Source organism: Parasutterella secunda, assembly GCF_024733725.1.
GTDB lineage: Bacteria > Pseudomonadota > Gammaproteobacteria > Burkholderiales > Burkholderiaceae_F > Aphodousia > Aphodousia faecalis.
Genome location: NZ_JANRHP010000004.1, coordinates 163006 through 189303, shown reverse-complemented (window position 1 = coordinate 189303; position 26298 = coordinate 163006). Strand labels below are relative to the sequence as shown.

The window sequence follows — 26298 nt, the reverse complement described above, 5'->3', positions numbered from 1 at the left end:
TAGCTACAAAGTTTTTAGCTACAAAATTTGTATAATTTGTGAAAAAGAGTTTAAGAGAGCAGAAAATGAAGTTCTACGGTCGTCAAGAAGAAATGGATTCCTTGCGTTGGCAATTTCAGACCACTCAAGTAACGAAAGTCGCTCGCATGGCAGTGGTGACAGGGCGACGACGCATTGGCAAAACCACTCTTATTCAAAAAGCATTTCAAGGTATTTCCGCTCCCTTTTTATATTATTTTGTGACGGGGATGAGTAGTGAAGAAGCGATGACTCGTTCATTGGTGACAATGGCTTCTGAACATCTATCGATTCGGTTTCCGCCTGCGTTATCTAAATTAGCCGATGCCATTGGCTGGTTGTTGGAGTGTTCTAAAACTCAACCTTTGGTTTTGGTTTTAGATGAATGCCAGGCGCTTGAGAAACAGGCGGAGAATTTTTGGGCTGAATTACAGCGTGTGTGGGATTTAGGAAAGTCAGGCGCTCAACTTCTCCTAATTATGAGCGGATCCATTCAATCGGCCATGGAAAGAATCTTTGGTAGCCATAGTGAGCCTCTTTTTGGTCGTGCAGACCAGTTGATGACGATCCGTCCGTTTAATACGTCTCTGATGGGGCAAATTTTTGAGGATTATCGCCCACAAGGTACGAAAAAAGATTTATTGCTCTTTTATGCGCTCACAGGAGGCGTGGCTCGTTATGTGGAGCTTTTGGTGGACGCCGGGGCATTAACCGAAAAAGAAATGCTTCAATTTCTTTATTCGGAAAGAGGATCGTGGCTGCGTGCTGAAGGCCAAACAATGTTGGCAAATGAATTTCGGTTTTCGGCTCCCGTTTATCACGAAATTTTAAAAGAGCTTACTTCAGGGCGAAGCAAGCGAACAGAACTTCAAAATGGGATTGACACAGATATTTCTCCGTACCTTAACCGTTTGGAAACTCTTTTTGGTTTGGTTTCCAGAGTCCATCCCTTTCTTGAAGAGAAGAATTCAAGGTTAACCCGCTATCGAATAAAGGATCCTTATATTCGCTTTTGGTTAACTTTTTTGTGCGATGAAGAAAGTCAGGCTCGAATGGAATTACAACAGTGGTCTGCTTTGATCGAATCGACACAAAAGGCACTGTCAACTTATTTAGGTCGAACACTTGAAGATTGGTTTCGGCAGAGACTGTTGGAAAGCGGAGATTGGAACCCTGTTGGAGGTTGGTGGGATCGTCGTGGCGAAAATGAAATTGATCTGGTAGCGCTGGATCGCTTAAAAAAGCGTGTCTTGTTTGCAGAAGTTAAAACCAACGCAAAAAAATACGATGAACTTCGCCTACGCATGAAATCGGAGACTTTTTTAAACGCTCATAATGAGTTTAAAAACTGGGAAAAAATGTTTTTGGGCTTATCCCCAAAGGATATGCTTAATGACTTTTAGTCAGCAGAATGTCAAAAATCCTCAGTCCACTGAGGATTTTTAGCACAATAATCCTCAGTGGACTGAGGATTTTTGTATGGGTATTAAATTCAAATTGTCACGTCAAAGGATTGTTTTCTAAAGCTCAATAAGAAAAAGGCTTGTAAGTTTGTGTATTTGTTGCTGACGGGCAATAGCGTTGGCAGTGCTGTGCAAGAAGGCGAAATCCCTGATAACATTAAATTTCTTGTTGTTTAATTCACTAAAAATACATGAGTACAGAACCACCGCTTAAGGCGGGAGCTTCCAAACACCGCACATTCTTTGAGCGCCTCTCGGGCGTTTTTCATACTCCCACGCGTGAAGACTTTATCGACACGCTTCACGAAGCCAACGAACAAAAGCTCATTGACGATTCCGCTCTGAAGATGATGGAAGGCGTCATGCAGTTTTCCAACCTGAGAGCATGTGACCTAATGGTGCCCCGCTCTCAGATGCAGATTGTAGATTTAAGTGAAAGTAAGGACGTTTGGTTGCCTCGGATGATCGAAGCTGGTCACTCGCGTTTCCCAGTCATTTTGGATGATGACCGTGACAACGTGATCGGCATTTTGCATGCCAAGACCATTTTGCGCGTCTTGATTGATCCGACCTTTAAAGCCCGTGAGCATCTGCGCCCGGCTAAATTTATTCCGGAGAGCATGCCGTTAAATGATCTTTTGCGCGACTTCAAACTCGAGCGCAATCATATGGCCATTGTGGTTGATGAATTCGGCAGCGTCTCCGGGTTGATTACGATTGAAGATGTGCTCGAGCAAATCGTGGGCGAAATCGATGATGAATTCGATGAAGTCGATGAGGATGCCGACAATATCTTGGAAGATACCAAGCACGGATGCTGGCGTGTGAAGGCGCTCACGGAAATTGAACAATTCAACGAATTCTTCTCCACTGAAATCAATACGGATGAAGATTGTCACTGCGAAACGATTGGCGGATTGATTGCTGACCGCTTGGAACATATGCCCAAGGTCGGCGAGACAATTGTCATTGAGGGCTTCCGCTTTACCGTGTTGCGCGCCGATGAACGTCAAGTCAGACTTTTGAAAGTCGAAAAAGTGCCCGCGCAGGAAGCCGCTACAAAAGAAGAATAAAACGTGATGCTGTTATCCCCTGAGAAAAAATACTATGTTTATCGGTTGGGCTTGAGTTTAGCAAGCGGTGCGTCGCTTGCGAGCGCCTTTGCGCCGGCCAACACCCCCTTATTTGCGTTAGCCGCCCTCATTTTGATTTTCTATATCGTGGGCGTTACGGAAAAAGTCTCGCATGCCGTGCTTTGGGGGATGGCTTTCGGTTTCGGTTGGTTTGTGACCGGCATCAGCTGGGTCTATTACAGCATGTACCACTATGGCTATATGCCACTGGAATGGACCTATGTGACCACCTGCGTCTTTTCTTTAGCCCTGGCGCTTTTTCCAACCGTTGCCTTTGCGTTAGTGGTTAAGTTTGTTTCCAACCCTATTGTTCGTATGGCGCTGGCTCTTCCCGCTGCCTTTACGTTATTGGAGTGGGTGCGCGGATGGTTGCTTACGGGTTTCCCGTGGCTTAATCCCGCCTATGCGATCGTCGATTGGCCGCTTGCCGGTTTGGCTCCTTTTATCGGAAGCTTTGGTGTGCTCTTGGGCCTTGTGTGGATCGCTGGCTTAATTGGAGCTATTTGGGCGCTGAAAGGAAAGTGGATTTATGTGGCAGCCTGCGGCATTACGATTTTCTCCGTATTGCTTTTGTCGATGGCAGGCAAACAAATCGTTTGGAGTGAACCTTCGGGAGAGATGACCGTTCGTTTGGTGCAACCCAATTTAGAGCCGCGCCTTTTGCAGCAGTCAATGAGTGAACGCTTTGACGAAATGTATTTTTACTTGGATAACGTCAAAGTGGAAAAGGCTTCGGTGGACGCGGTGATTCTCCCTGAGTCTGCCTATCCGTTAGCGTGGCAGCAGTTTCCGAATGATCAAAAAGAAAGACTTCTTCAATGGGTGAAGTCAGAGAAAAAGTCCCTGCTTTTTAACGCGTTTTGGCTCTCTGACGGACAATACAGCAACGCGGCGATTGCGCTGGATGAAAAGGGGGATCTGTCCCTTTATCAAAAGCATCATTTAGTTCCGTTTGGTGAGTTCGTTCCATGGGGATTCCGTTGGTTTATTGATGCGATGCGCATCCCGATGACGGATTTGCAACCGGGTAACGAATCACAATTGGCAATGAATTTCGCAGGCCACAGTGTGGCGGTGAACCTTTGCTACGAAAACTTATTTGGCAGCGAATGGATTCGGGCTTGGGATCATGCTTCGCCCGAACTTCTCATTAACCTTTCAAATTTGAAGTGGTTTGGACCAGTAAAGGCCGCCAGTCAGCATTTACAGATTTCTCAGATGCGTGCGCTTGAAACCGCGCGACCGCTTTTGAGCGTGACCAATAGCGGCGAAACCGCTTATGTGGATGCGCATGGCGTTGTTGTGAAGCGCTTGGCGACGGACATTGATGCCACGATGGACGTAACCGTGACAACGATGAAAGGAGAAGCCACTCCCTATGTTAAATGGGGCGACTGGCCGGCTGTCATTCTCGCCTTTTTGATGTTAATTGCCGCTTTTATCTGTACGTTCGCCGAAAAACGGCTTCAAAAGGGCTAAAATTAAAAAATTTTCGGGATTGGATAATCCCTTAACCGATTTCTCAATTTTTGGATTGGACCGATGATTACATTTCAGGAAGTCATCCTGCGTTTGCAGCAGTATTGGAATCAACAAGGTTGCGCGCTTTTGCAACCGATTGATATGGAAGTGGGGGCCGGTACTTCGCACACGGCGACCTTTTTAAGAGCTTTGGGACCGGAGCCGTGGCGCGCTGCTTATGTGCAGCCCTCCCGCCGTCCGAAAGATGCTCGTTATGGCGAAAACCCCAACCGTTTGCACCAACATCATCAATTCCAAGTGGTGTTAAAGCCCGCCCCCACGAATATTGTGGATTTGTATTTGGGCAGCCTCCGTGCTTTGGGTGTCGACACTGAGATCAACGATATCCGTTTCGTGGAAGATAACTGGGAAAACCCAACACTCGGTGCCTGGGGTCTGGGTTGGGAAATCTGGATGAACGGCATGGAAGTGACGCAATTTACGTACTTCCAACAAGTGGGCGGTTTGGAATGTAAGCCCATCACCGGTGAAATCACCTACGGGCTTGAACGCTTGACGATGTATCTGCAAAACTGCGACAACGTCTTTGATTTGGTTTATACCCGTTGGCAAGATGCGGACGGTTCAACCCGCACGCTGACCTACGGTGACGTGTTCCATCAAAACGAAGTGGAACAAAGCCACTACAACTTTGAAGCCAGCGATCCTGAAAAGCTTTTGAAGCAGTTCGATTATTTCGAAGGTGAAGCCAAGCGCATGATGGATTTGAATTTGGCGCTGCCTGCCTATGAAATGGTGCTTAAAGCCGGCCACACCTTTAATCTTTTGGACGCGCGCGGCGCCATCAGCGTGACCGAACGCGCTGCCTACATTGCTCGTATTCGTACGATCAGCCGTGCCGTGGCTCAGAGCTACTATGATGCCCGTGAACGTTTGGGCTTCCCGATGTTGAAAAAGAATTCCTAAGAGGCAAGTGAAAAAATGACCAGTTTGTTAGTGGAATTGCAAACCGAAGAGTTGCCGCCGAAGGCACTCAAGAAACTCTCCGAAGCGTTTGCGCAAAACTTAACGAAGAGCTTAGCCTCTCAGCACTTTTTGGAAGAGGGGAGCCAAACAACTGTTTATGGTTCTCCGCGCCGCTTGGCCGCGTTGGTGACGGGTGTTTTAGCCAAGTCGCCCGATGAAGCCTTTAAGCAAAAGCTCGTTCCTGTGAAGGTGGGTTTGGATGCTGACGGCAATCCCACCCCCGCTCTTGAAAAGAAGATGAAGGCGTTGGGAATCGTTGCCGATGTAAAGAGCTTAAAGCGCGTCAATGACGGCAAAAACGAACAACTCTTTTACGAAGGTATCCGTCCCGGTGTGGAATTGGTTCATGGTTTGCAAACGGCACTGGATGCCGCAGCCTTTAATCTTCCGATTCCGAAAGTGATGCACTATCAGTTGGCCGATGGCACGACGACGGTTTCTTTTGTTCGCCCGGCCAAGCACTTGGTTGCTCTTTATGGCGAAGACGTAGTGCCTGTGACGCTTTTGGGCTTAAAGGCGGATCGCTTGACTAGCGGTCACCGCTTCCACACGCATGAGCTCATTTCTTTGCGCTCGGCCGACGGTTACGAAGATCAAATGATGACCGAAGCCAAGGTGATGCCTTCTTTTGCCAAGCGTCGTGAAAAGATTGTCCACGATGTGGTCGAAGGGGCCCGCGCCATCGGCGGCGAAGCGATCATGCCTGAAGATTTGATCGACGAAGTGACGGCGTTGACCGAATGGCCGGTTATCTACCAGTCCAGCTTTGAAGAAGAATTTTTGAAGGTGCCTCAAGAGTGCTTGATTCTTACCATGCAGCAAAATCAAAAGTATTTTGCCGTACAGGATGAAAAGGGCCGCTTGATGAACCGCTTCTTCTTGGTATCTCAATTGGAAGCCAAGGATGGCGGTGTGGAAATCAGTGCCGGTAATGCCCGCGTGGTGCGTGCCCGCTTGGCCGATGCGAAGTTCTTCTATGATCAAGACCGCTTGCAAACGTTAGAAAGCCGTATTCCGCTTTTAAAGAACGTGGTTTATCACAATAAGTTGGGTACGCAAGCCGAACGTGTTGAACGCGTCAAGGCTATTGCCGCGAAGGTTGCGGATCTGATTGGTGCTAACCGTGAAGAAGCGGTGCGTGCCGCTCAATTGGCTAAAGTTGACCTGTTGACGCAAATGGTGGGTGAATTCCCGGAACTTCAGGGCATTATGGGTGAATACTATGCCTTGCATGACGGAGAATCTAAAGATGTGGCGCTTGCCATTCGTGAACACTATCAGCCGCGCTTTGCTGGCGACGCCCTGCCGTCAACGCCTGTGAGCTTGGCTGTGGCCTTGGCCGATAAATTGGAAACCCTTTCCGGTCTTTTCGGTATCGGTCAAATGCCCACCGGTGACAAGGATCCGTTTGCCCTGCGCCGTCATGCCTTGGGTGTGCTTCGTATGCTCATCGAAAAGCGCTTGAATGTGGCGATTACGGATTTGGTCGACATCGGCTACGAAGCGATGAAGTCGGTTGCTAACATTCAAGACGCAAGAAGCGAGCTCTTAGCCTTCTTTGAAGACCGCATCCGTGTGATGTTTAAAGACAAGGGTTACAGCGCTCAGGAAGTTGATGCCGTGTTGGCCACGCATCCCACGATGGTGTTGGATGTGCCGGCCCGCTTGGAAGCCGTTCGTGCATTTGCTCAATTGCCTGAAGCGGAAGCGCTGGCTGCCGCCAATAAGCGAATCGGCAACATTATTAAAAAGAGCGCTCCGCAAACCGATGTCGTGGATGCTGCGCTATTTGACTCTGAGGCTGAAAAAGCGCTCTATGCCGCGCTTTGCGAAGCTGAGCCGCGTGCCAAGGCTGATTATGAAGCTTGCCGCTACACCGAGCTTTTGAAGAGCTTGGCTCCGATGAAGGCGCCGGTTGACCGCTTCTTTGAAGATGTCATGGTCAATGTAGAGGATGCTCAAGTACGAGCCAATCGTTTGGCCCTCTTATTGCGTTTGCATCGTACAATGAACATGGTGGCCGAGCTTTCTCGTTTGGCAAAGTAGTACATTCTGAAATGTATTAAGGCGAAAGGCTCCGTAAGCGGGGCCTTTTGCTGTATTGGGGAAGAAATATGTCAACAATCCGCGGTTGGATTTATTACATTGTTTTGGCGATTACGCTGATTCCTTTGGCAATCGCCTTGATCATTTTGTATCCGGCCTCCGTTTCCCTGCGCTATCAGTTAGCCGTCAGTTGGGCACGGTTTATGCTCAAAATGGGGGAAATAATTTGCGGGATGCGGTATCAATTCAAGGGAACGGAAAACTTCCCCACAGACGGTACATCTGTTTTGGTTCTCTCCAAGCACCAATCCGCTTGGGATATCTTTGCATTGGCCTCCTTAATTCCCCACCAGGCAAGTTTCGTTTATAAAAAAGAACTGCATTACGTGCCCGTTTTCGGTCAGGCTTTGGCCACCTTGCACATGATGGCCATTGACCGTAAAAAGGGCTCTCGAGCTTATGAGCAATTCATGAATCAAGGAAAGGATTTCATGAAGCGGGGTTGGTGGTTAGCGATGTTTCCGGAAGGCACCCGTACGGCGCCCGGTGTTAAAACGCACTATAAGTCAGGAGGCGCCCGCTTTGCCGTGGCCACTTCAACACCGATTATTCCGATTGCCTTGAATTCGGGTGAGTGCTGGCCGCGCAATTCCATTTCGAAAACGCCCGGCTTAATTACGGTTTCTGTGGGTCCAATGATTAAGACCGAAGGGCGTAGCTTTGAAGAGGTGCAAGCCAAGCTTGTTAATTGGATCGAAGGTGAAATGCATGTGATTTCGCCCGTGCTTTACGGGAACAAAGAAACCAGTGAGTTTGACGGGAAAACGCAAGCCTGATTGACTGTTGGGACAAACATTGTGAGACAACTGGCATTTGATTTTTTCACGCATGGTGATGAGGCGGACAAAGACACGCATTCGGTTGACACACTTAAATCGCAGCCGAGTATTCCCGATGTTCTTTCTCAAATGCACGCCCAACCCATCGGAGAGAAAAAGGGTTTCGATCTGACGCCTGTTTTTTCTTATCACTTGGAGCGCGCCAAAAGAAAAACGGTGGGCTTTATTGTGGATGAACGGGGCGTAACGGTTCGGGCGCCAAGATGGGTGTCGGTGGCTGAAATCGAAAGAATGCTTCAGGAAAAAGAGGGTTGGATTCAGAAAAAACTCACCGAGTTCGGTAATTGGCAAAAAGAGTTGAGAATGCAAACCGTGCACTTTGTTGACGGAGCCCAATTGCCTTATTTGGGAGAACCTTTGAAGTTGCGCCTTGAGCCCGCGGCACGAAGTGTATTTTTGTCCGAAGGAAAGACAGAGCGAGAACTGATTGTGAATGCCGCGAAAGACACTGAAGAGGATCGTGTCAAGGATTGGGTTCAGGTGTGGTTTAAAAAGGAAGCAGAGCGTTATTTGGGAGGGCGGATAAAGGTTATCGCCGATCGCGCTTTGGTCAGCTATAGCGGCTGGGGTTTATCGAGCGCCAAAGGACGTTGGGGCTCTTGTAGTTCGGATCGGCGCATCAGACTTAACTGGCGACTGATTCATTTGGCGCCGACTTTAATTGATTATGTGATTGCGCATGAATTGGCTCATCTGGATGAAATGAATCACAGCGCTCGCTTTTGGATGCGAGTGGGAGAAATTTATCCGAACTACGAAAGTGCTCGCCGGGCTTTAAAGGGCGTCTATATGCCGACGCTGCCCTTTTAAGCATTGATGCGAGCTAATCTCACAAAAGCTTCAACATCAAGCGCTTCGGCTCGAAGGGCAGGATCAACGCCTGCCTTTTTAATATCTTCTTCAGTCAGAAGTTTTGCCAAAGCATTGCGAAGTGTTTTTCTGCGCTGATTAAAGGCCGCCGCTACAATGACGGCAAAGCGCTCAAGATCCACCGGCAAGAGTTCGTCTACTTTTTTGGGAACCATGCGCACAATGGAACTCGTCACCTTAGGAGCCGGGGTGAAGGCCCCGGGCGGCACATCAAACATTTTCTGCATGCGGTAGCGGTACTGCAACATGACAGAGAGGCGCCCGTAAACTTTGCTGCCGGGCGTAGCCACCATGCGATCAACCACTTCTTTTTGAAGCATGAAGTGTTGGTCTATCACACGATCGGCCACTGTCATCAGATGAAAAAGCAGGGGGCTGGAAATGTTGTAGGGGAGATTGCCGACAATGCGCAGTGCTTTTCCCGGATGAACTTTATTCCAATCCAATTTCAAAGCATCCGCTTCAATCAATGTCAGCGTTTCGGGGAAAGTTTCTTTTAACCAGGCCGCTAAATCGCGGTCAATTTCAATAGCCGTGGCGTGCCCAGCATCTGCAATCATTTTGCGGGTAAGCGCTGCCTGGCCCGGACCAATTTCGACAACGGTTTCGCCGGGCTTGGCATCAATGGTGCGCGCAATGCGCTCAATCCAATGCTCATCATGCAGGAAGTTCTGTCCGAAGCGTTTACGAGCACGATGCCCGGCTAATCCGTTTTGCATGTTTCCCAAGTCCTTTAGAGTTCGTCGCGGCGAATTTCAACGTAGGCGCGGTCACGCAATTCACGCTGCCAAGTGGCCGTGGCTTCAGCCAATTTTCTTTGACGAAGAATTTGACGCGCCATGTAGCGCATGCGCTCGGCGTTCATCGCTTCTTCACGGCGATCGAGCACTTGGATAATGTGGTAGCCGTATTGAGTCTTAATCGGTTGACTGATTTCGCCGGGCTGCAAACGATTCATGGCTTCTTCAAAAGGAGGAACCGTATCGCCGGGCTGTACCCAACCTAAGTCACCGCCGCGTGTGGCGGAACCGTCCACGGAATGCAAACGGGCGAGGGTGGCGAAGTCTTCTTTGTTTTGCACCAAACGCTTACGAATGTCGTTTAAGCGGTTTAAAACGGTTGCTTCATCGGTCACCGGGGTCACGGCCATCAGGATGTGGCGAACGTGTGTCTGGGTAACCGGGCCGCCGGCGAGTTTCGTTTGAACACCGTCGCGACGGTCATTGACTTTGACGATGTAGTAGCCGTCAGAGCTGACATTCATGGCGATCTTAGATGAATTCTGTCTAGCTTCGCGAACCGCGGTAGACAGGGCGGTCGGCATCTGTGACAGCGTTCTCCAACCAAGGTTGCCGCCATCCAAAGCATCAGGCGCTCTAGAGAAAGAGGCGGCGAGCTGTCCGAAGTCTTCTCCGTCACGGGCACGATCCAAAATGTCTTCGGCTGTATCGCGGGCGTTGTTGAGCTCTTCGGTGCTCATGCCGTCAGAGGTCGGAATCCAGATGTGTGAAATGTTGTACTCAATCGTATCGTTAATGTTGTAGCCCGCTTGATCGGCTAAGAACGCATCGATTTCACTTTCAGGAATCTTAATTTCTTCATCGACTTCGCGTTCACGCAAGCGTTGAGCCACAATCTGGGAGCGAATTTCTTCTCTAAATTGCGGGAATGTCACCCCATCGAGTGACAAGCGGCGGCGCAATTCGGCAACGGTAATTTTGTTTTGTGCGGCGATTTGTTCAATAGTGGCATTGACAACGCCGTCATCAACACGAATACCGGTTTCACGGGCACGCTGGGAGATGGCGCGCTCTAAAATGAGTTGCTCAAGAACCTGAGCACGCAGCTGAGGCATCGGAGGCAATTGAATCTTCTGGCGTCTGAGGTTCAATGCGGCCGAGTGAGCACGCTCGGCGAGTTCCCCCGTGGTGATCACGTCGTTATTTACAACCGCGACCACGGCATTGAGAACCTGCGGCTCAGAGGTGGCCGTCTTGGTGCTAGCGGTTTGAGCCACACATACGCTTGCGGAAAAGGCGGCAAGCAGCGCCAGGTATTTCATCTTATTCATAATAGTCATAAAGTCCGGCTGCACCGGGTTGGTCTGTCGTAGGCCGATAGCCCGGGATGGCACGGCGCAGTTCTTCGATCGGGTCAGAGCCGATAGAGCCCAAGCCCGTCAATTCCAATTGGATGAAGAAGGTCGTATCGTACCTGTCTTCGCTATCGAGTGTGCGTTGGCCGACTAAGCGCAAAGCCCAGCAATCGGCGACGTATTCAACTCCGGCCAGCATTTCAACAGGTTTACTTTCATCAAGCGCGTAATTGTAGCGTGCAAGACCGTAGAGTGAATTGGTAAGCGGCCACTGAACACCCAAGTCGATTTGTTTGATACGGTCGTCTTCATCTATGTATGAGGTTGAACGATCGTCATAGCGGTAATAAAGTCCCACCACAGCAGAAGGCTTCGGCTGCCAACGAATGCCGGCATTAATACGCGTGAAGCGATCTTCGCTTGTTGAGTATTGAGCAGTTGTCGAAGCCACAATATTCTTCGTTAAATGAGCCGTGATATTACCGAGGTAGTCACTGTGGCTTCCTTTATTTATACCTTCAGTACTGCGAGTGCCGTTGCGATAGTTGTACCAGTCATCAATGGTGTAGCGATTTAAGGCAACCTCTTGATCGGAGAAGTAGTAACGCTGGCCGATAGAGGCGCTGAATAACTCTTGACCGGATTTGCGATCCAAGTAACGAGACGTCAGGATAAGCGACACCTGATTGGCTTCAGAAACTCGGTCGTGGCCCGTGAAGGCATTTTCCATGAAAAAGCTGCCGAAACTTAAATCCATGTAAGAGCTGTCAAACACTGGCATCTTGCTTTGGTCACGGTACGGTGTGTAGACGTAAAAGAGTCTCGGCTCAAACGTCTGGGTGGCATCCTGACCGAACCAAGAGGCCTCTCGCTCAAAGATCAGGCCCGTATCCAAACTAAATGTCGGCACCACAAAGTGGGAATTCTTTTCATAACCCACGGTGTTTCGGAAATCGCGATCAAGGTTGTTGAGTCCCGTGAGGTTATAGGAAACACCGGTCAACATGGCCTTGGGCGTGAAGAACCAATAAGAGCCTCTCATCGGATAAGCGATGGAGTGGTTCATGTAGAAGCGATCGCCCTCAGGCTTAAAGTCTTTGTCGCGGTGCTTAAAGCGGGTGGCTTCCAAAGTGCTTGAAATTTCAAAACCGTAGAAGTCTGCGTAGTAGGCGTTCCAGCTAAATTCCGGGACTTTCTCATACGGGCGGTCCACCGGATCGTGATGATCACGTTCGAGGACTTGGTTTTTACGCACACTCAAAGAGGCCGTCCAGAAATCCTTGCTGTACTTGGCGGAAAAGTCCTGCGGCAAGATGGCGTTGTCGCCTTCACTGAGGTTACTGGAGAAGTCGTTTAAGAAGTCACCGTCGCTTGCGCGGTTGTAATCCACATCAAAGTGGAAATCATTCCATTTGGCCCAGGCGTCTACTCGAGCCCCGTAGCGGCTTCTGTCTTCATGACGGTCGTCAGGCAACCAATCATAGGTCAAGGTGCCGCCCATGTTTTCCGTTAAGAATCGGAATTCATTGCCGAGCATGATGCCGCGCTTACCCATAATGCGAGGCGTGAATGTGTAGTCGTAGTTCGGCGCGATGTTCCAATAGATAGGTTGCGCATAGTCAAATCCCAAATCGGAACTCATGCCAACGGTGGGAGTCAGAAGACCGCTTTGACGGTCAGTGCCCACAGGGAAGAAAGCATAAGGCGTACCTAAGACGGGCAGCCCCGCCAAGTGAAAACTCACATCATGGGCGGTGGCCATGTTGTTGGTTTCATCAATCGTGAGCGTGTCGGCTTCAATCCACCAGGCTTTGCTGCCGGGTTTGCAGGTTGAAAGCGTGGCTTCGCGCAATTGTGTGGACTGACCGCTTTCAAATCGTGCGTACTTTGTTTTTCCCTGGATGCGGCGAGCGGCGTACTCATAGGTTGCGTCCTGCATTTCACCCGTTTCAGTTTCAATTTGGTAATTGAGTTCGGGGCCAGCAAAACGGGCACCGGCACGAGTGACCACAGCGTTTCCTTTCACATCCACCGTGTCAGTCGACTGTGTGTAGGTAATGTTGTCGCCTCGAATGACCGTTCCGGCACGACGAACTTCCGCGTCGCCCGAGAGCACAATCTGGTCATCCGTGGTTTCCATTCGGTCAGCCGAAATGAAACTGGCGCTGTTTTCGTTAACAACTTGTGGGGAGTCATCAAGTGAACCTGCCGTTCTCAGGCGAACGCCATCCGTGGTTTGTGCATGGGCGTAAGTTGCGCAGGCAAACGCACACGCCACACTCAGGATTTTGAGTGCGGGCAGCCCTTTCGAAGGGTTTTTGGAAAAATCCGACATGAAATGAATGAATTAGGTTCGTCAAACAGTACTCGCCCATTATAGCCGAAGCGTTTGGCGCTCTTCGCTCTCCGTGTCATAATTTCGCCCATCAAAGTGAAAGAAAAATGGGGAAAGACATGACGGATCGTCAAAATGAGCGCCGCGAGTGGTTGTCCGGTATCGCTTCCAAGTACGCTTTAAACGTTGAAAGCGAGGCTCCGGCCAGTTCAGACGCAGGCTTTAGAAGCTATTTTCGTGTAGCCGATCAAAACGGTAAAACCTTCATTGTGATGGATGCGCCGCCCGCTCATGAAGATGTTCGTCCCTTTATCCGAGTGACTTCTCTTTTTGAGAAGGCCGCGCTCACCGTACCGCATATCTACGAGCAAAATCCCGAGCAAGGTTTCTTATTATTAAGTGATTTAGGCCACAAGACTTACTTGGATGTTCTCAATGAAGACAATGCACGGGAATTGATGACAGAAGCCATTGACGCGCTTGTGAGATGGCAAAGTATTTCAGAACCGGGTGTTTTACCCGAGTATGACCGGGCAACGCTTACGCGTGAATTGAATTTATTCCCCGAGTGGTACATCGCCAAGCATCGCAACAAGACTTTGGATGAACGTCAAAGCGCTTTGCTCAAAGTGTGCTTTGAACGAATTTTGCAAAACAATCTCTCTCAAGCCAAAGTATTTGTGCACCGCGACTATATGCCCCGCAACTTAATGGTAGTGCCCGAAGGCGGCCCGGGCATCCTTGATTATCAGGATGCGCTCTATGGTCCTGTTTCTTACGACATTGCCTCTCTTTTGCGTGACGCTTTCATCAGCTGGGGTGAAACTTTTGTCATTGACATGACTATTCGCTATTGGGAAAAAGCTCGTCAGGCCGGCATTCCCGTGCCGCAGGATTTCGGTGTTTTCTGGAAGGATGTCGAGTGGATGGGATTGCAGCGCCATTTGAAGATTTTGGGCATTTTTGCGCGCTTAAATTATCGCGACAATAAGCCCAAATACTTGGCCGATACTCCGCGTTTCATCAATTACGTTCGTCAGACAGCACACCGTTATGATGAATTAAAGGCGCTTCTTTTCTTGGTTGACCAGATTGAAGACAGTGTGCCTCAGTACGGCTACACTTTCTAGGAGTCGGTTGTGCGAGCGATGATTTTGGCTGCAGGCCGCGGCAAGCGTATGCGGCCCCTAACCGATCAGTTGCCAAAGCCATTACTAAGGGCTGGTGACAGGCGTCTTATCGATTGGTCCGTTGACGGTTTGGTTCGAGCCGGTATTAATCAAATAGTGATCAATACGGCTCATTTGTCAGAAACATTTCTGCCGGCCTTGGGGACACATTATCGGGGGGCTGATATTCACTATTCCGTTGAAGGTCAAACATACGATGAGTCGCTCGAGACGCTCGGAGGCATCGCCAAAGCTCTTCCTCTTTTAAGTGAAGGGGAGGAGCCTTTTATTGTGGTGGCGGGTGACATTGCGACGGACTTTGATTTTTCCACTCTATTAGATAAACCCGCTCAACGAATCCGCGAAGGACAGTTGGATGCTCATTTGATTTTGGTGCCCAATCCGGATTTTCATCCTGAAGGCGACATGGGGTTGGTCCGTGGCCTTGTGACGAGAAACGCTCGGTCGTATACCTATTCGAGCATCGGTCTTTTTTCGCCCCGAATTTTCCGCGAGGTCCCGATTGTTTTTGCCAAACTTTTCCCCTGGTTGGATCAATTCATTGAAGCCGGCCGCGTGAGCGGGGAGGTTTATACCGGTTTTTGGGAAAATGTCGGAACGCCTCAGGCGCTCGAAGTTTTGGGACAAAAATTTTCAAAATAGAGGCTTTTTATTTTTCTAACACAATATATTGAATCCGGATAGCTATTTTTCTACGGATAGTTTGTTTTGAATCAGAAAATCGGGAATGTTGCTCAAAAAATGAGCAACATTATTAAAATAACACCATTGCTGGCTACCCATACGGTGGCGTTTTTGTGGGCGAAATTTCCTGATGGGTTTTAATTTAGGACAGTACCGTATTGACGGTGTGCTTTTTCTAGCACCCATGGCCGGAGTGACGGACGCGCCTTTTAGGCGTTTGTGCCGCCAATTCGGTGCCGATTATGCGGTAGGCGAAATGCTCGCCAGTGCCCCTCAATTGCGAAATAGCCGCAAAACCTTAGCCAGGTTGAAATTTTTTGATAAGGAGTGCCCTCGGGTCGTGCAACTCTTGGGGGCTGATCCGGTTGCACTTAGCGAAGCGTTTCATTGGGCAGTTGAGGCGGGCGCTGAGGTCATTGATTTCAACATGGGGTGTCCGGCCAAAAAGGTCTGTAATGTAGCCTGTGGCTCTGCCCTAATGCGCGAAGAAACACAAGCCCGGAAAATTTTAGAAGCGTTGGGCGAGGTATCGCAGAAATGCGCGGTTCCTGTGACCTTAAAGTGCCGAACCGGGTGGGATGAAGCGCATAAAAATGCGCTTCAAGTGGGACACTGGGCCGAGGAAGCCGGTTTTGCGATGCTTACTGTTCATGGCAGAACAAGGGCCGGGGCGTTTGAAAGTCAGGTCGAGTACGACACCATTGCCCAAGTAGCCTCTGAACTGACAATCCCGGTGGTGGCCAACGGCGATATTGCCGATGCCAATCGAGCTTCGGCCGTTTTGCGCTACACCGGTGCTCAGGCCGTGATGATCGGTCGCGCGGCGCTGGGGCGACCTTGGCTTTTTAAAGAAATAAAAGAAACGCTTCGAAGCGGCGTGCCTTTTGAGCTTTCCCATAAGGAGAAAGTGGAGGCGATACTGTCGCACAGACGGTGGCACTTTGAGTGTTACCCCGAGCCGGTCGCTGTGATGACTTTTAGAAAGCACCTTTTATGGTATCTGACGGGGTGGCCCGGATTTGAAGAAGTCCGCTCGGATCTCTGTCAGGCACCGGATGCTCTCATGCAGGGCAGATGCCTGCTTGACTATTTCGAGCGGCAAGGTTGGTTATAAATAACGATTTTTTCTCTCTTTTGTGTTCATTGATATGGTTTCCGATACAATCAAAAAACAAGAAGTGATGGCCGAAAACCCGTTGATGATGAAGCCTGCGACAATCGAACAAGATGAGTCGCTTGAGGCGGCTGTTCTTCGTAATTTGCAAAGTTACTTCAAAACGCTCAACGGGATGCGTCCGCAGCACGAACTCTATCCTATGGTTATTCAAGCGGTGGAAAAGCCCTTGCTTGAATTTGTGATGAAACGCACGGGACACAATAAATGTGCGGCGGCGCAGCTTCTCGGCATAAACAGAAACACGTTGCACAAGAAGCTACAGTTTTACAAGCTCATCTGATGGCTGAGGATGGGCCGGAAGGTTTTGTTTTTTCGTTTTTTAACTTTTAAGGACAGCAATTATGCGTAAACAAGCTTTGTTGAGTGTGTCTGATAAGACCGGAGTCGTGGAGTTCGCTCGCGAACTCGCCGCTTTGGGTTATCACCTGCTCTCCACGGGCGGTACCGCCAAACTGATCGCTCAGGCAGGAATCGAAGTTCAGGAAGTGGCCGATTACACAGGTTTCCCTGAAATGCTTGACGGTCGTGTCAAAACACTCAATCCGAAGATCCACGCGGGTATTTTGGCTCGCCGCCCCGATCCGGCTCATATGAAAGCTTTGGCTGACCACAACATTGATCCGATTGACATCATTGTTGTGAACCTCTATCCGTTTGAGGCAACGATCGCTAAACCCGATTGCACATTCGAAGAAGCCATTGAAAATATCGATATCGGTGGTCCGACCATGATCCGCGCTGCGGCTAAAAACCATGAAAGCGTGGCAGTCGTTGTGGATCCGGCCGATTACTCCTCAGTGTTGGAAGAATTAAAGCAAAAGGGCGAAGTGACGGCCGAAACCCGTTTGCGTTTAGCAAAGAAAGTGTTCTGCCACACCGCTCGCTATGATGCCATGATTTCCAACTACCTCACGGCCTTGGACGAAGACAAGCAAAAGAAGGATTTCCCGGAAAGCTTCACTCGTCAATTCGTGAAGGTTCAGGACATGCGTTACGGTGAAAATCCTCACCAAAAGGCGGCTTTCTACCGTGAAGTGCATGTAGGTAAAGGCCTTTTGGCAAGCTACAAACAATTGCACGGCAAGGCTTTGTCCTACAACAATATTGCCGACAGCGATGCGGCTTGGGAAGCTGTTCGCCAATTTGCAGAACCCGCTTGCGTCATTATCAAGCACGCCAATCCTTGCGGTGTAGCTGTGGGTGCTGATAGCGCTGAAGCTTATGCCAAGGCCTTTAAGACAGACTCAAAGAGCGCTTTCGGTGGTATTTTGGCATTCAATACGCCGGTAACGGCCGCTTGTGCTGAAATGATTTCCAAGCAATTTGCCGAAGTGATCATGGCGCCTGCTTTTGATGCCGACGCTTTGACTATTCTCGAAAAGAAACCCAATTTGCGTCTTTTGACGATTGAAATGGGTGACGATCACAATGACTTTGACTTCAAGCGCGTGGGCGGCGGCCTTCTCGTGCAAACGCCGGACTTGCAAGTGGTCTCTGAAGAGGCTTTGCGCGTGGTAACGAAGAAGCAGCCCACGGCTCAACAGCTCAAGGACATGCTCTTTGCCTGGCGTGTGGCCAAGTTTGTGAAGTCCAACACGATTGTCTTTGCCAAAGACGGCATGACGATGGGTGTGGGTGCCGGTCAGATGAGCCGTGTGGACTCTGCCCGAATCGCTTCCATTAAGGCCGAAGAAGCCGGATTAAGTTTGAAGGATACGGCAGTCGCGAGCGATGCCTTCTTCCCGTTTAGAGACGGTTTGGATGTCGTGGTGGATGCCGGTGCAAGCTGTGTGATTCAACCGGGCGGTTCGATCCGCGACCAAGAAGTCATTGACGCTGCCGACGAACGCGGCATCGTTATGGTCTTTACCGGTGAACGTCACTTCCGCCACTAATTCGGCTGTTTGGTTACGTCAATCGTAACCAATCGAAAAAAAGGGCGCCAATCGCTCAGACTGGCGCCTCTTTTGCTTTAAAATCAAAGCACTTTAGTTGACTTTTTGTGATATCCGTTTTAAGGGATTGATCATGCAGATTAACCGTCGAACGTTGCTTGCCGCTGGTGCCGGTTTGGTGTCCGGGGCAAGTTTGCCCGCTTGGGCTCAGCTTCGCATTGAAATTACGGGGGTGGGTGCCAATCAAATGCCGATTGCCATCCCCCAATTTCAGGGAACCAATAACGCACCGTTGGACTTGTCAACGGTTGTCACCGCGGACCTCGAAAGAAGCGGATCCTTTCGCGCACTCAAAGTAATGGGTGAGTTGCCGGCCGAGGATATCGAAAAGCCTCGTGCTAAATTCTGGCGCACGATGGGAGCGACCGCACTGGTTATGGGCACTATCGAAAAGTTGCCCGATACTCGCTATCGCGTCAATTACAGGCTGTTTGGTACGGTTGAGGACAAAGTGATTGACGAAAAGCAGTTTGTGGTCAGTAGCGGCGATCTGCGTTTGACGGCTCACCGTATTGCGGACGCTGCTTATGAGCGGCTCACTGGTGAGTCAGGCATTTTCGCTTCGCGCTTGGCCTACGTTTTGCAAAGGGGACCCGCGTCATACGAATTGGTTGTCAGCGACAGTGACGGCGCCAATCCACAGACTGCGCTCAAGAGTAATCAGTCCATTATTTCTCCGATGTGGTCTCCCAACGGACTGCTGCTCACCTATGTGTCCTTTGAAGCCAATAAGCCCGTTATTTATTTGCATGATGTTCGATCCGGAGAGCGCCGCTTAATCGCCAGTTTCAAGGGCAATAATTCGGCTCCGGCTTTTAGCCCTGACGGCAAGACAATGGCTGTGGCCTTGTCTATGGGCGGCGGCACGCACATCTACCTTATGAGTACAAACGGTACGAATGTCAGACGTTTCACCAATAGTCAGGGCATTGATACCGAACCGGTTTTCAGTCCCGACGGTCAATACGTCTATTTCACATCTGACCGCGGCGGCTCGCCTCAGATCTACCGTCAGGCTGTGGCGGGAGGCGCTGCTGAACGAATCACCTATAGTGCCGAGTACGCCATTAGTCCAGCCATCAGTCCCAAGGGAGATAAACTCGCCTTCATCTCCCGCTTCAATGGGGCTTTCCGTGTGACGTTGTTGGATTTGCTGACAGGGACACAGTTGGTTTTGACCGATACGATGCGTGATGAGTCTCCCACCTTTGCTCCGAATGGCAAGATTTTGGTTTATGCCACCGAAGAAGGCGGACGCGGCGTGTTGGCAACGGTAAGCCTTGACGGTCGCGTCAGGACGCGCCTTACCGGTCCCAACGGTGATATCCGAGAACCCTCTTGGGGACCGCTTTTACAGTAAAACTTAATTTTTAGTTATTGGATGGAGTTTTAAATGCAATTGAAAAGCAAAATTTTGTTGGTCAGTTTAGGTCTGGCCGGTGCTCTTTTAACCGGTTGCTCGTCCGTAGATTTAAACCCCAACGGTCCTGATGCTCAGTACGCCGGCGACCCGTTTTCTAACCCCAATTCGCCTTTGAGCCAACAGAGCATCTATTTTGCCTTTGACAGTTACACCGTGCCGGCTGAATCACAAGCAATGATTGAAGCTCACGCTCAGTATCTTGCTACACACCCGAGCGCAACGGTCGTTTTGGAAGGCAACACGGACGAACGAGGCGGTCGTGAATACAACTTGGCCCTTGGTCAAAAAAGAAGCGACAGCGTTGAAAATCGCCTGCAACTTTTAGGCGTTCCTTCGGATCGCATGGAAAGCGTGAGTTTCGGTAAAGAACGTCCGCGTGCCATGGGTCACGATGAAGAGTCTTATCAACAAAATCGTCGTGTCGATATTATCTATCGCACCAAATAAGAATTTGTTTGAGACAGGCGCCCGTTGATCGGGCGCGCTCTGTTTTCGGTCCGATTAGAAATTAAGGATAGTATGCGTCAAACTTTATTGGCAGTCATGATGTTGGCCGTGGCCGCTCAAACGGGAACGGCTTGGGCCTTCGCCGATGATGAAGCAAGAACGGCCATTTTGGAATTGCGTGAACAATTAAAGGCCAGCCAGCGTGCACAGGTTGATTTGATGGGACAGGTTGAAGCCCTTCGAGCGGAAAACCAGCGCATGATCGGTCAAATGCAGGAGCTCACCCGTCAGGTTGAAACGATGGATAAGCGGTTGGTGGAGGTGGAGCCGGCCCGTGTTGAATTAAACGGTCGGGTCATTAGCGTGAAGCCTGCCGAGCGTCGAGACTTTGAAAAGGCGGTGGAACTTTTCAGAAATCGTGATTTTTCCAATTGCCTGAAAGCCTTGAATACCTTTAAAAAGACGTGGCCAAAGTCTGCCTATATGGCCGACGTGGATTACTGGCGCGCAAGCTCCTACTATGCGCTCAACAATTTCAAGAGCACGATCACGGTAACCAATAATTTGTACCGGGTTTATCCGAGCTCGCCTAAAGCCCCCGAAGCTTTATTGCTGAAGGCTTCCGCGGAATTAAGTGACGGCGCGATTGATGAGGCTAAAAAGACTCTCAATACCCTGATCAAACGTTATCCGAAATCGGACTCTGCCAAAACCGCTAAGAGCCGTTTGGCACAAATTGAAAAACTTGGTTGACAAGAAAAGTCTAAAATTAAGCTTTGTATTTTCCTGAGGAGTAATCCTCGTTTTTTCTTTTGAGATACTTGAAAATGACTTGCTCTCGCTGCGGACAGGATATCCTGCGTAATCCGCTTCAAAATCGCGGTTCGGCTTTCACCGAAGAAGAAAGAGACCAAATGGGTATTCGGGGCCTCTTGCCCTCCCGAGTGGAAACGCTTGAAGAACAGGCTCGCCGTTCGGTGGCCTTCATGCGCACCTTCCCCTTGCCCATCCAACGTTATTTCTACCTCGATGCTCTGCACAATACCAATGAAACGCTTTTCTTCAAAGTGGTGTGCGATAACATCGAAGAGGTGATGCCGATTATCTACACGCCGACGGTTGGTGAAGCGTGCCAGAAATTCAGCCACAATTTCCTGCAAGCCAGAGGGCTTTTCATTTCCATCAAAGACAAGGGCCAAATTCTTAAGATTTTGGATAACGTCAAGCAAGATGATGTCGAAGTCATCGTTGTGACCGATGGCCAGCGTATTTTGGGTTTGGGTGACCAAGGCGTCAACGGCATGGGCATTCCGGTCGGCAAGCTTGCGCTTTACACGGCTTGTGCCGGTGTTGCTCCGGAAAAAACATTGCCGGTGATGATTGATGTTGGCACCAATAACCCTGCCTATCTAGCCGATCCCCTTTATATGGGCTTACGTCAGGAACGTGTGGCCGGTGCCTGCTATGACGAATTGATTGATGAATTTATGATGGCCGCACGCAAGCGTTGGCCCAATGTGCTCATTCAGTTTGAAGACTTCGGCAACGCTAACGCTTTCCGTTTACTCGGGCGTTGGAAGGATAAGAGCCTGTGTTTTAACGACGATATTCAAGGGACAGCCTGTGTGGCCTTGACCGGCTTTTATTCCGCTTTGCGTGTAACGGGCGGTAAGTTAGCCGATCAACGAGTGCTTTTCTTAGGAGCGGGCGAAGCCGCAACCGGTATTGCCAATCTGATTGCTGAAGCTATTGCTGATGAAGAAGGCATTTCTATCGAAGAAGCTCGCACGCGTTGCTTCCTCTTTGACTCCAAGGGGTTGGTCGTTGCGCAAAGAACCGGCTTGTCTGCTCACAAGCGTCAATTCGCTCACGATGCTCAGCCCGCAGAAAGTTTCCTGCAAGCCATTCAGCAGTTGCGTCCGACCGCCATCGTTGGTGTGGCCGCTCAGCAAAATGCCTTTAACTCCATGGTGATTGGTGAAATGAGTGCTATTAACGAACGTCCGATCGTCTTCGCACTCTCTAATCCGACCTCTAAGGCTGAATGCACGGCCGAGATGGCTTACCAATTCTCTGATGGTCGAGCTCTCTTCGCTTCGGGCTCTCCCTTTGACACAGTGAACTACAACGGTCAAACCTTTGTGCCGCGTCAAGGTAATAATTCCTACGTGTTCCCGGCTTTGGGGCGCGCTGCCACGTTTGTGAAGGCAAAGACGATGCCTACGGGCATGTTCTTGGCCGCTGCTCGTAAGTTGGCAGAACTTGTCAGCGAAGACGATCTCAAGCGCGGCAGTCTCTATCCGTCACTCAATGACATTCGCCCGATTTCTGAGGCAATTGCTGTTGCGGTGGCTGAATACGCGTTTGAAAAGGGACTTGCCGGCATCGAAAAACCGCAAGATTTGCATGCTGCGATTAAAGCGAGCATGTACACGCCCGCTTACTAAGCTGCTTATAGGCTGCTGATATCGGGGCGGGGATAAATCCCCGCCTCCTATTTTCAATAGAATCGCTGTGAATCCGAACGCTCTGATTGACGTCGCCCCCGAATTAATCCCTGATACAACTCCGGCCGTTGAGGACGTGGTGGCGGTTGCTCGCCTAAAAGGTGAGCCGTTACTGCATTTTCCGGATGATTTGTACATTCCGCCTGAAGCTTTGCGGCTTTTTTTGGAGTCATTTGAGGGACCGTTTGACTTACTGCTGTATCTGATCCGCAAACAACGCTTGGACTTAAATGAAATTTCAGTGGCTGCGGTGACAGATCAATACATGGAGTATGTTGAGCAAATCCGCGCTCAGAATATGGAATTGGCAAGCGATTATCTCGTTATGGCGGCCGATCTCATGATGATTAAAAGCAGGCTTCTTTTGCCGGTGCCGGTGAGTGACGATGATGAAGAAGAGGAGGATCCAACCGCTCGCATTTTAAGAGAAGTCGCTGAATACGAAAAAATCCAAGTCGCCGCTCAATTACTCAACGCTTTGCCAACCATGGGTGATGGTTTCTGGCGTGGTTACGTCGCCATTGAGGAAGATGAGGCGCCGGAACCGGAGGTTTTACCGCAGGAATTGGCAAGAGTCTGGTTAAGCGTTGTTAAGAATGCCAATTTAAAAATCAATCACACTGTATCGCGACAGGAGCTCTCAATTCATGAATTTATGTCGGCGATTATTAAGCGGGTCGAGCAAGAGCGATTTGTCAGTTTTGATGAACTGGTGCAAGATCACGGCACAATGCAGGAAAGAGTTGTGAGTTTCTTAGCTATTCTTGAACTCTCTCGTGAAGGCTTGATTTCTATCACTCAGGCTGCGCCCTATGCGCCGATCTATTGTGCGAAGAAATTTTTGAGTTTGTCTTCGCAAGAAGGTGAAAACGTAGCCTAACTCAATATTTTTTTCAAAATTTAATTCTCTGTTCATACAAATTCATTAAACTGTAAAAAATCAATTTTTTTTATAAGGAAACAAGACGTTATGGAATGGTTGACCGAGCTGATTACAACGATGCACTGGGGTGCCGTGGCTCAGATCATCATGATTGATATTTTGTTGGGGGGTGACAACGCGGTGGTAATTGCCTTAGCTTGCCGCAATTTGGATCCGCATCAACGTCGACAGGGAATTTTCTGGGGTGTATTTGGCGCGATCGCCTTGCGTGTCATCCTGATTACTTGTGCCGTTTATCTCCTGCAGTTGCCGCTTTTGAAAGTGGTGGCCGGTCTCCTTTTGATTTGGATTGGTGTGAAATTGCTGATTCCTCACGATGAGGAAGATAAGCACATCGAAGCAAGCACAAAAGTGCTCTCCGCAATTAAGACGATCATTGTGGCCGACCTTGTGATGAGTATCGATAATGTGATCGGCATTGCCGGTGCCGCCCAAGCGGCTCATGAACATCATCAAACGTTATTGATTATTTTCGGTTTGATTGTCAGTGTGCCTTTTATTGTGTTCGGCAGCCAGATTATCTTGAAGGTGTTTGACCGTTTCCCAATCATCATAACCTTGGGCGGAGCCCTTTTAGGTTGGATCGGCGGCGGTTTGGTTGTAAGTGATATCTTCATGGTTGAACACATTCCGCAAACGAATGCTGTTCATTATGGGGCTTGTATTATCGGAGCCGCGCTAGTAGTACTTCTGGCCAGAATGTGGGTGAAGCGGCAAAAAGCTAAAAAGGCAGCTGGTTAAAAACTTCACCACCTAAAATAAAAACGATCTATCGGTGCACGGCTGATAGATCGCTTTGCTTTAAGGACTAAAAAACAGGGATCTGAGAAAGATCCCAGAAGTCTGAATTAGACGATATCTTTTAATTCTCGGCGCAGAATCTTACCGACAGCCGTCTTGGGCAAAGAGTCCACAAAGATGATTTGTTTAGGAATCTTGTAGCCGGTTAACTGTGTACGGCAATATTTCACGACGTCTTCTTTGGTGATAGATGGGTCTTTCAAAACGATAACGGCCTTCACGGTTTCACCAGATCGTTCATGAGGCACACCCACCACACCGCACTCTAAAACACCGGGCATTGAGGCGATAACGCTTTCCACTTCATTGGGATAGACGTTAAAGCCAGAGACCAAAATCATGTCTTTCTTGCGGTCCGTAATGGTGATCTTGCCGTCAGCGGCCATAAAGCCCACATCACCCGTACGAAGCCAGCCGTCTCTGAAGACGCCGGCCGTTTCCTCGGGTCTGTTCCAGTAGCCCTTCATGATTTGCGGGCCCTTCACACAAATTTCGCCGGTGTGAGAGTCAATTTCTTCAGGATTGTCACACAATCCTAAATCCTTAAAGCCATCGCCGCGAATGCTCACTTCAGTATTAGGAAGGGGATAACCCACAGAACCGTCCCAGGGAGCATCGGGTAAATTGCCGCAGACACCAGGGGAAGCTTCCGTTAGGCCGTAGGCTTCCAAAATGCCGACGCCGGTGGTTTGCTTCCAGCGTTCGGCGACCACTTTCTGAATTTGCGTGCCGCCCGCAACCGCCATCTTCAATCGAGAGAAATCGACGGAAGCGAACTCGGGATTGTTCAAGAGGGCGTTATAGAGGGTGTTGACACCCGTATAAACGGAAAACTTCCAGTGTTTGCATTCATTAACCAATCCTTTGATATCGCGGGGATTGGTGATCAGAACACTGCGTGCCGTCCAATTGAGGAAAGCCAGTGTCGCCGTGAAGGCAAAGATGTGATATAGCGGCAGAGCGCACATGGCCACTTCTTCACATTCCTTAAAGGAAACACTGATCCAGCTGCCGGTTTGTTCAACGTTGGCCAGAACATTTCGGTGCGTGAGCATGGCACCTTTGGATACGCCGGTTGTGCCGCCCGTGTACTGTAAAAGCGCAACATCTTCATTGGAGAGTTCGACCGGCGTGAAGCCTTTGCCGTGTCCAATTGACAATGCGTCACGGAAACTGACTGCACCGGGAAGGTTCCACTCAGGGACCATCTTTTTAACGTACTTCACAGCAGCGTTGACGATGGTGCGTTTCATGAAGGGGAACAAGTCACCGACCTGTGTGGTGATGATGTGCTTGACCGGTGTACGAGACAGAACTCTTTCAAGAGTCTTTGCAAAGTTTTCAATGATAATGATGGCTTTGGCGCCGGAGTCTTTCAATTGATGTTCGAGTTCTCGCGCTGTGTACAGCGGATTGACATTCACAACAATGAAGCCTGCTCGCAAAATGGCAAATAGAGCTACCGGGTACTGTAAAAGGTTAGGCATCATCACGGCAATTCGATCGCCTTTTTGCATGTCGGGCAGCGATTGGAGGTAGCCAGCCAGATCAAAGGAAAGCGCTTGAGCCTCTTTGGTCGTGAGGGTAACGCCCATATTTGTGAACGCAGGGGCATTGGGATGCTTTTCGGCAATACCGTCAAGCAGAGCAGGAATATTGGCGACGCGATCCGGATTAATTTGTGCGGGAACGCCTTTAGGATATTTCGCGAGCCATGGGAAATCGGTCATTGTTGTAAATCCTGTTTTCTTATACACAAACCATTATTGTAAACAAAAGAAGTCGCCCTCAGAGGGGCGACTTT

At 49.6% G+C, this 26298-nt stretch carries 22 protein-coding genes; 18 read left to right on the top strand and 4 right to left on the bottom strand.

Annotated features, from left to right (window positions below; translation table 11 throughout):
- Positions 1-65 precede the first annotated feature (65 nt).
- From NW199_RS05880 to NW199_RS05850, 7 genes are all read left to right on the top strand, one after another.
- On the top strand, positions 66-1421 hold the full coding sequence (locus NW199_RS05880; protein WP_258333925.1) for an ATP-binding protein: 1356 nt from the start codon (positions 66-68) through the stop codon (positions 1419-1421).
- Positions 1422-1672: 251 nt separating this feature from the next.
- On the top strand, positions 1673-2554 hold the full coding sequence (locus NW199_RS05875) for a CorC family transporter (protein WP_022472259.1): 882 nt from the start codon (positions 1673-1675) through the stop codon (positions 2552-2554).
- A gap of 6 nt (positions 2555-2560) precedes the next feature.
- Positions 2561-4093 carry an apolipoprotein N-acyltransferase gene (lnt, locus tag NW199_RS05870; protein WP_022472258.1) on the top strand — a complete coding sequence of 511 codons (1533 nt, stop codon included), beginning with the start codon at positions 2561-2563 and terminating at the stop codon, positions 4091-4093.
- A gap of 63 nt (positions 4094-4156) precedes the next feature.
- Positions 4157-5062: a glycine--tRNA ligase subunit alpha gene (gene glyQ, locus NW199_RS05865; protein WP_249091494.1), complete on the top strand. Its 906-nt coding sequence runs from the start codon at positions 4157-4159 to the stop codon at positions 5060-5062.
- A 15-nt stretch (positions 5063-5077) separates the two neighbouring features.
- Complete coding sequence (glyS, locus tag NW199_RS05860) at positions 5078-7168, top strand: glycine--tRNA ligase subunit beta (protein WP_249091493.1); 2091 nt, start codon at positions 5078-5080, stop codon at positions 7166-7168.
- A 68-nt stretch (positions 7169-7236) separates the two neighbouring features.
- Positions 7237-8004, top strand: a complete 768-nt coding sequence (locus NW199_RS05855) for a lysophospholipid acyltransferase family protein (RefSeq protein ID WP_258333924.1) — start codon at positions 7237-7239, stop codon at positions 8002-8004.
- Positions 8005-8025: 21 nt separating this feature from the next.
- A complete protein-coding gene (locus tag NW199_RS05850) occupies positions 8026-8877 on the top strand; it encodes a M48 family metallopeptidase (RefSeq protein ID WP_258333923.1) in 852 nt (283 codons plus the stop codon).
- Here the strand turns inward: NW199_RS05850 and rsmA are convergent.
- From rsmA to NW199_RS05835, 3 genes are read right to left on the bottom strand one after another with little or no spacing between them, the layout of a single operon-like run.
- Complete coding sequence (rsmA, locus tag NW199_RS05845) at positions 8874-9656, bottom strand: 16S rRNA (adenine(1518)-N(6)/adenine(1519)-N(6))-dimethyltransferase RsmA (protein WP_258333922.1); 783 nt, start codon at positions 9654-9656, stop codon at positions 8874-8876. The two genes, NW199_RS05850 and rsmA, sit on opposite strands and share 4 nt — an antisense overlap.
- Before the next feature lie 14 nt (positions 9657-9670).
- On the bottom strand, positions 9671-11017 hold the full coding sequence (locus NW199_RS05840; RefSeq protein WP_258333921.1) for a peptidylprolyl isomerase: 1347 nt from the start codon (positions 11015-11017) through the stop codon (positions 9671-9673).
- Positions 11001-13367: an LPS-assembly protein LptD gene (locus tag NW199_RS05835; RefSeq protein WP_258333920.1), complete on the bottom strand. Its 2367-nt coding sequence runs from the start codon at positions 13365-13367 to the stop codon at positions 11001-11003. The genes NW199_RS05840 and NW199_RS05835 overlap by 17 nt, the downstream gene beginning before the upstream one ends.
- Positions 13368-13486: 119 nt before the next feature.
- Between NW199_RS05835 and NW199_RS05830 the strand changes: the two genes are divergently transcribed.
- The 11 genes from NW199_RS05830 (at position 13487) to NW199_RS05780 (ending at position 24434) form a co-directional block, all read left to right on the top strand.
- Positions 13487-14497 carry an aminoglycoside phosphotransferase family protein gene (locus NW199_RS05830; RefSeq protein ID WP_258333919.1) on the top strand — a complete coding sequence of 337 codons (1011 nt, stop codon included), beginning with the start codon at positions 13487-13489 and terminating at the stop codon, positions 14495-14497.
- 18 nt (positions 14498-14515) lie between these two features.
- Complete coding sequence (locus tag NW199_RS05825) at positions 14516-15199, top strand: nucleotidyltransferase family protein (RefSeq protein WP_258333942.1); 684 nt, start codon at positions 14516-14518, stop codon at positions 15197-15199.
- Positions 15200-15371: 172 nt separating this feature from the next.
- Positions 15372-16355 (top strand): tRNA dihydrouridine synthase DusB, encoded by a 984-nt coding sequence (dusB, locus tag NW199_RS05820; protein ID WP_258333918.1) that lies wholly within the window; start codon positions 15372-15374, stop codon positions 16353-16355.
- Between the two features lie 34 nt (positions 16356-16389).
- The gene (locus NW199_RS05815) at positions 16390-16698 is read left to right on the top strand and encodes a helix-turn-helix domain-containing protein (RefSeq protein ID WP_022472247.1); all 309 of its coding nucleotides are present in this window, start codon (positions 16390-16392) and stop codon (positions 16696-16698) included.
- Positions 16699-16759: 61 nt separating this feature from the next.
- Positions 16760-18313: a bifunctional phosphoribosylaminoimidazolecarboxamide formyltransferase/IMP cyclohydrolase gene (gene purH / locus NW199_RS05810; RefSeq protein WP_258333917.1), complete on the top strand. Its 1554-nt coding sequence runs from the start codon at positions 16760-16762 to the stop codon at positions 18311-18313.
- 133 nt (positions 18314-18446) lie between these two features.
- Positions 18447-19733 (top strand): Tol-Pal system beta propeller repeat protein TolB, encoded by a 1287-nt coding sequence (gene tolB, locus NW199_RS05805; protein ID WP_258333916.1) that lies wholly within the window; start codon positions 18447-18449, stop codon positions 19731-19733.
- Positions 19734-19766: 33 nt separating this feature from the next.
- A complete protein-coding gene (pal, locus tag NW199_RS05800; protein WP_022472244.1) occupies positions 19767-20243 on the top strand; it encodes a peptidoglycan-associated lipoprotein Pal in 477 nt (158 codons plus the stop codon).
- A 72-nt stretch (positions 20244-20315) separates the two neighbouring features.
- Positions 20316-20996 (top strand): tol-pal system protein YbgF, encoded by a 681-nt coding sequence (gene ybgF, locus NW199_RS05795; RefSeq protein WP_022472243.1) that lies wholly within the window; start codon positions 20316-20318, stop codon positions 20994-20996.
- A gap of 74 nt (positions 20997-21070) precedes the next feature.
- On the top strand, positions 21071-22690 hold the full coding sequence (locus NW199_RS05790) for an NAD-dependent malic enzyme (RefSeq protein WP_258333915.1): 1620 nt from the start codon (positions 21071-21073) through the stop codon (positions 22688-22690).
- Between the two features lie 67 nt (positions 22691-22757).
- Entirely contained in the window at positions 22758-23630 is an 873-nt protein-coding gene (locus tag NW199_RS05785) for a segregation and condensation protein A (protein WP_258333914.1), read from the top strand.
- A gap of 99 nt (positions 23631-23729) precedes the next feature.
- Complete coding sequence (locus NW199_RS05780; RefSeq protein ID WP_373691799.1) at positions 23730-24434, top strand: TerC family protein; 705 nt, start codon at positions 23730-23732, stop codon at positions 24432-24434.
- A 107-nt stretch (positions 24435-24541) separates the two neighbouring features.
- On the opposite strand, the gene NW199_RS05775 is transcribed toward NW199_RS05780, so the two are convergent.
- Positions 24542-26224: an AMP-binding protein gene (locus NW199_RS05775; protein WP_258333912.1), complete on the bottom strand. Its 1683-nt coding sequence runs from the start codon at positions 26222-26224 to the stop codon at positions 24542-24544.
- Positions 26225-26298: the final 74 nt, after the last annotated feature.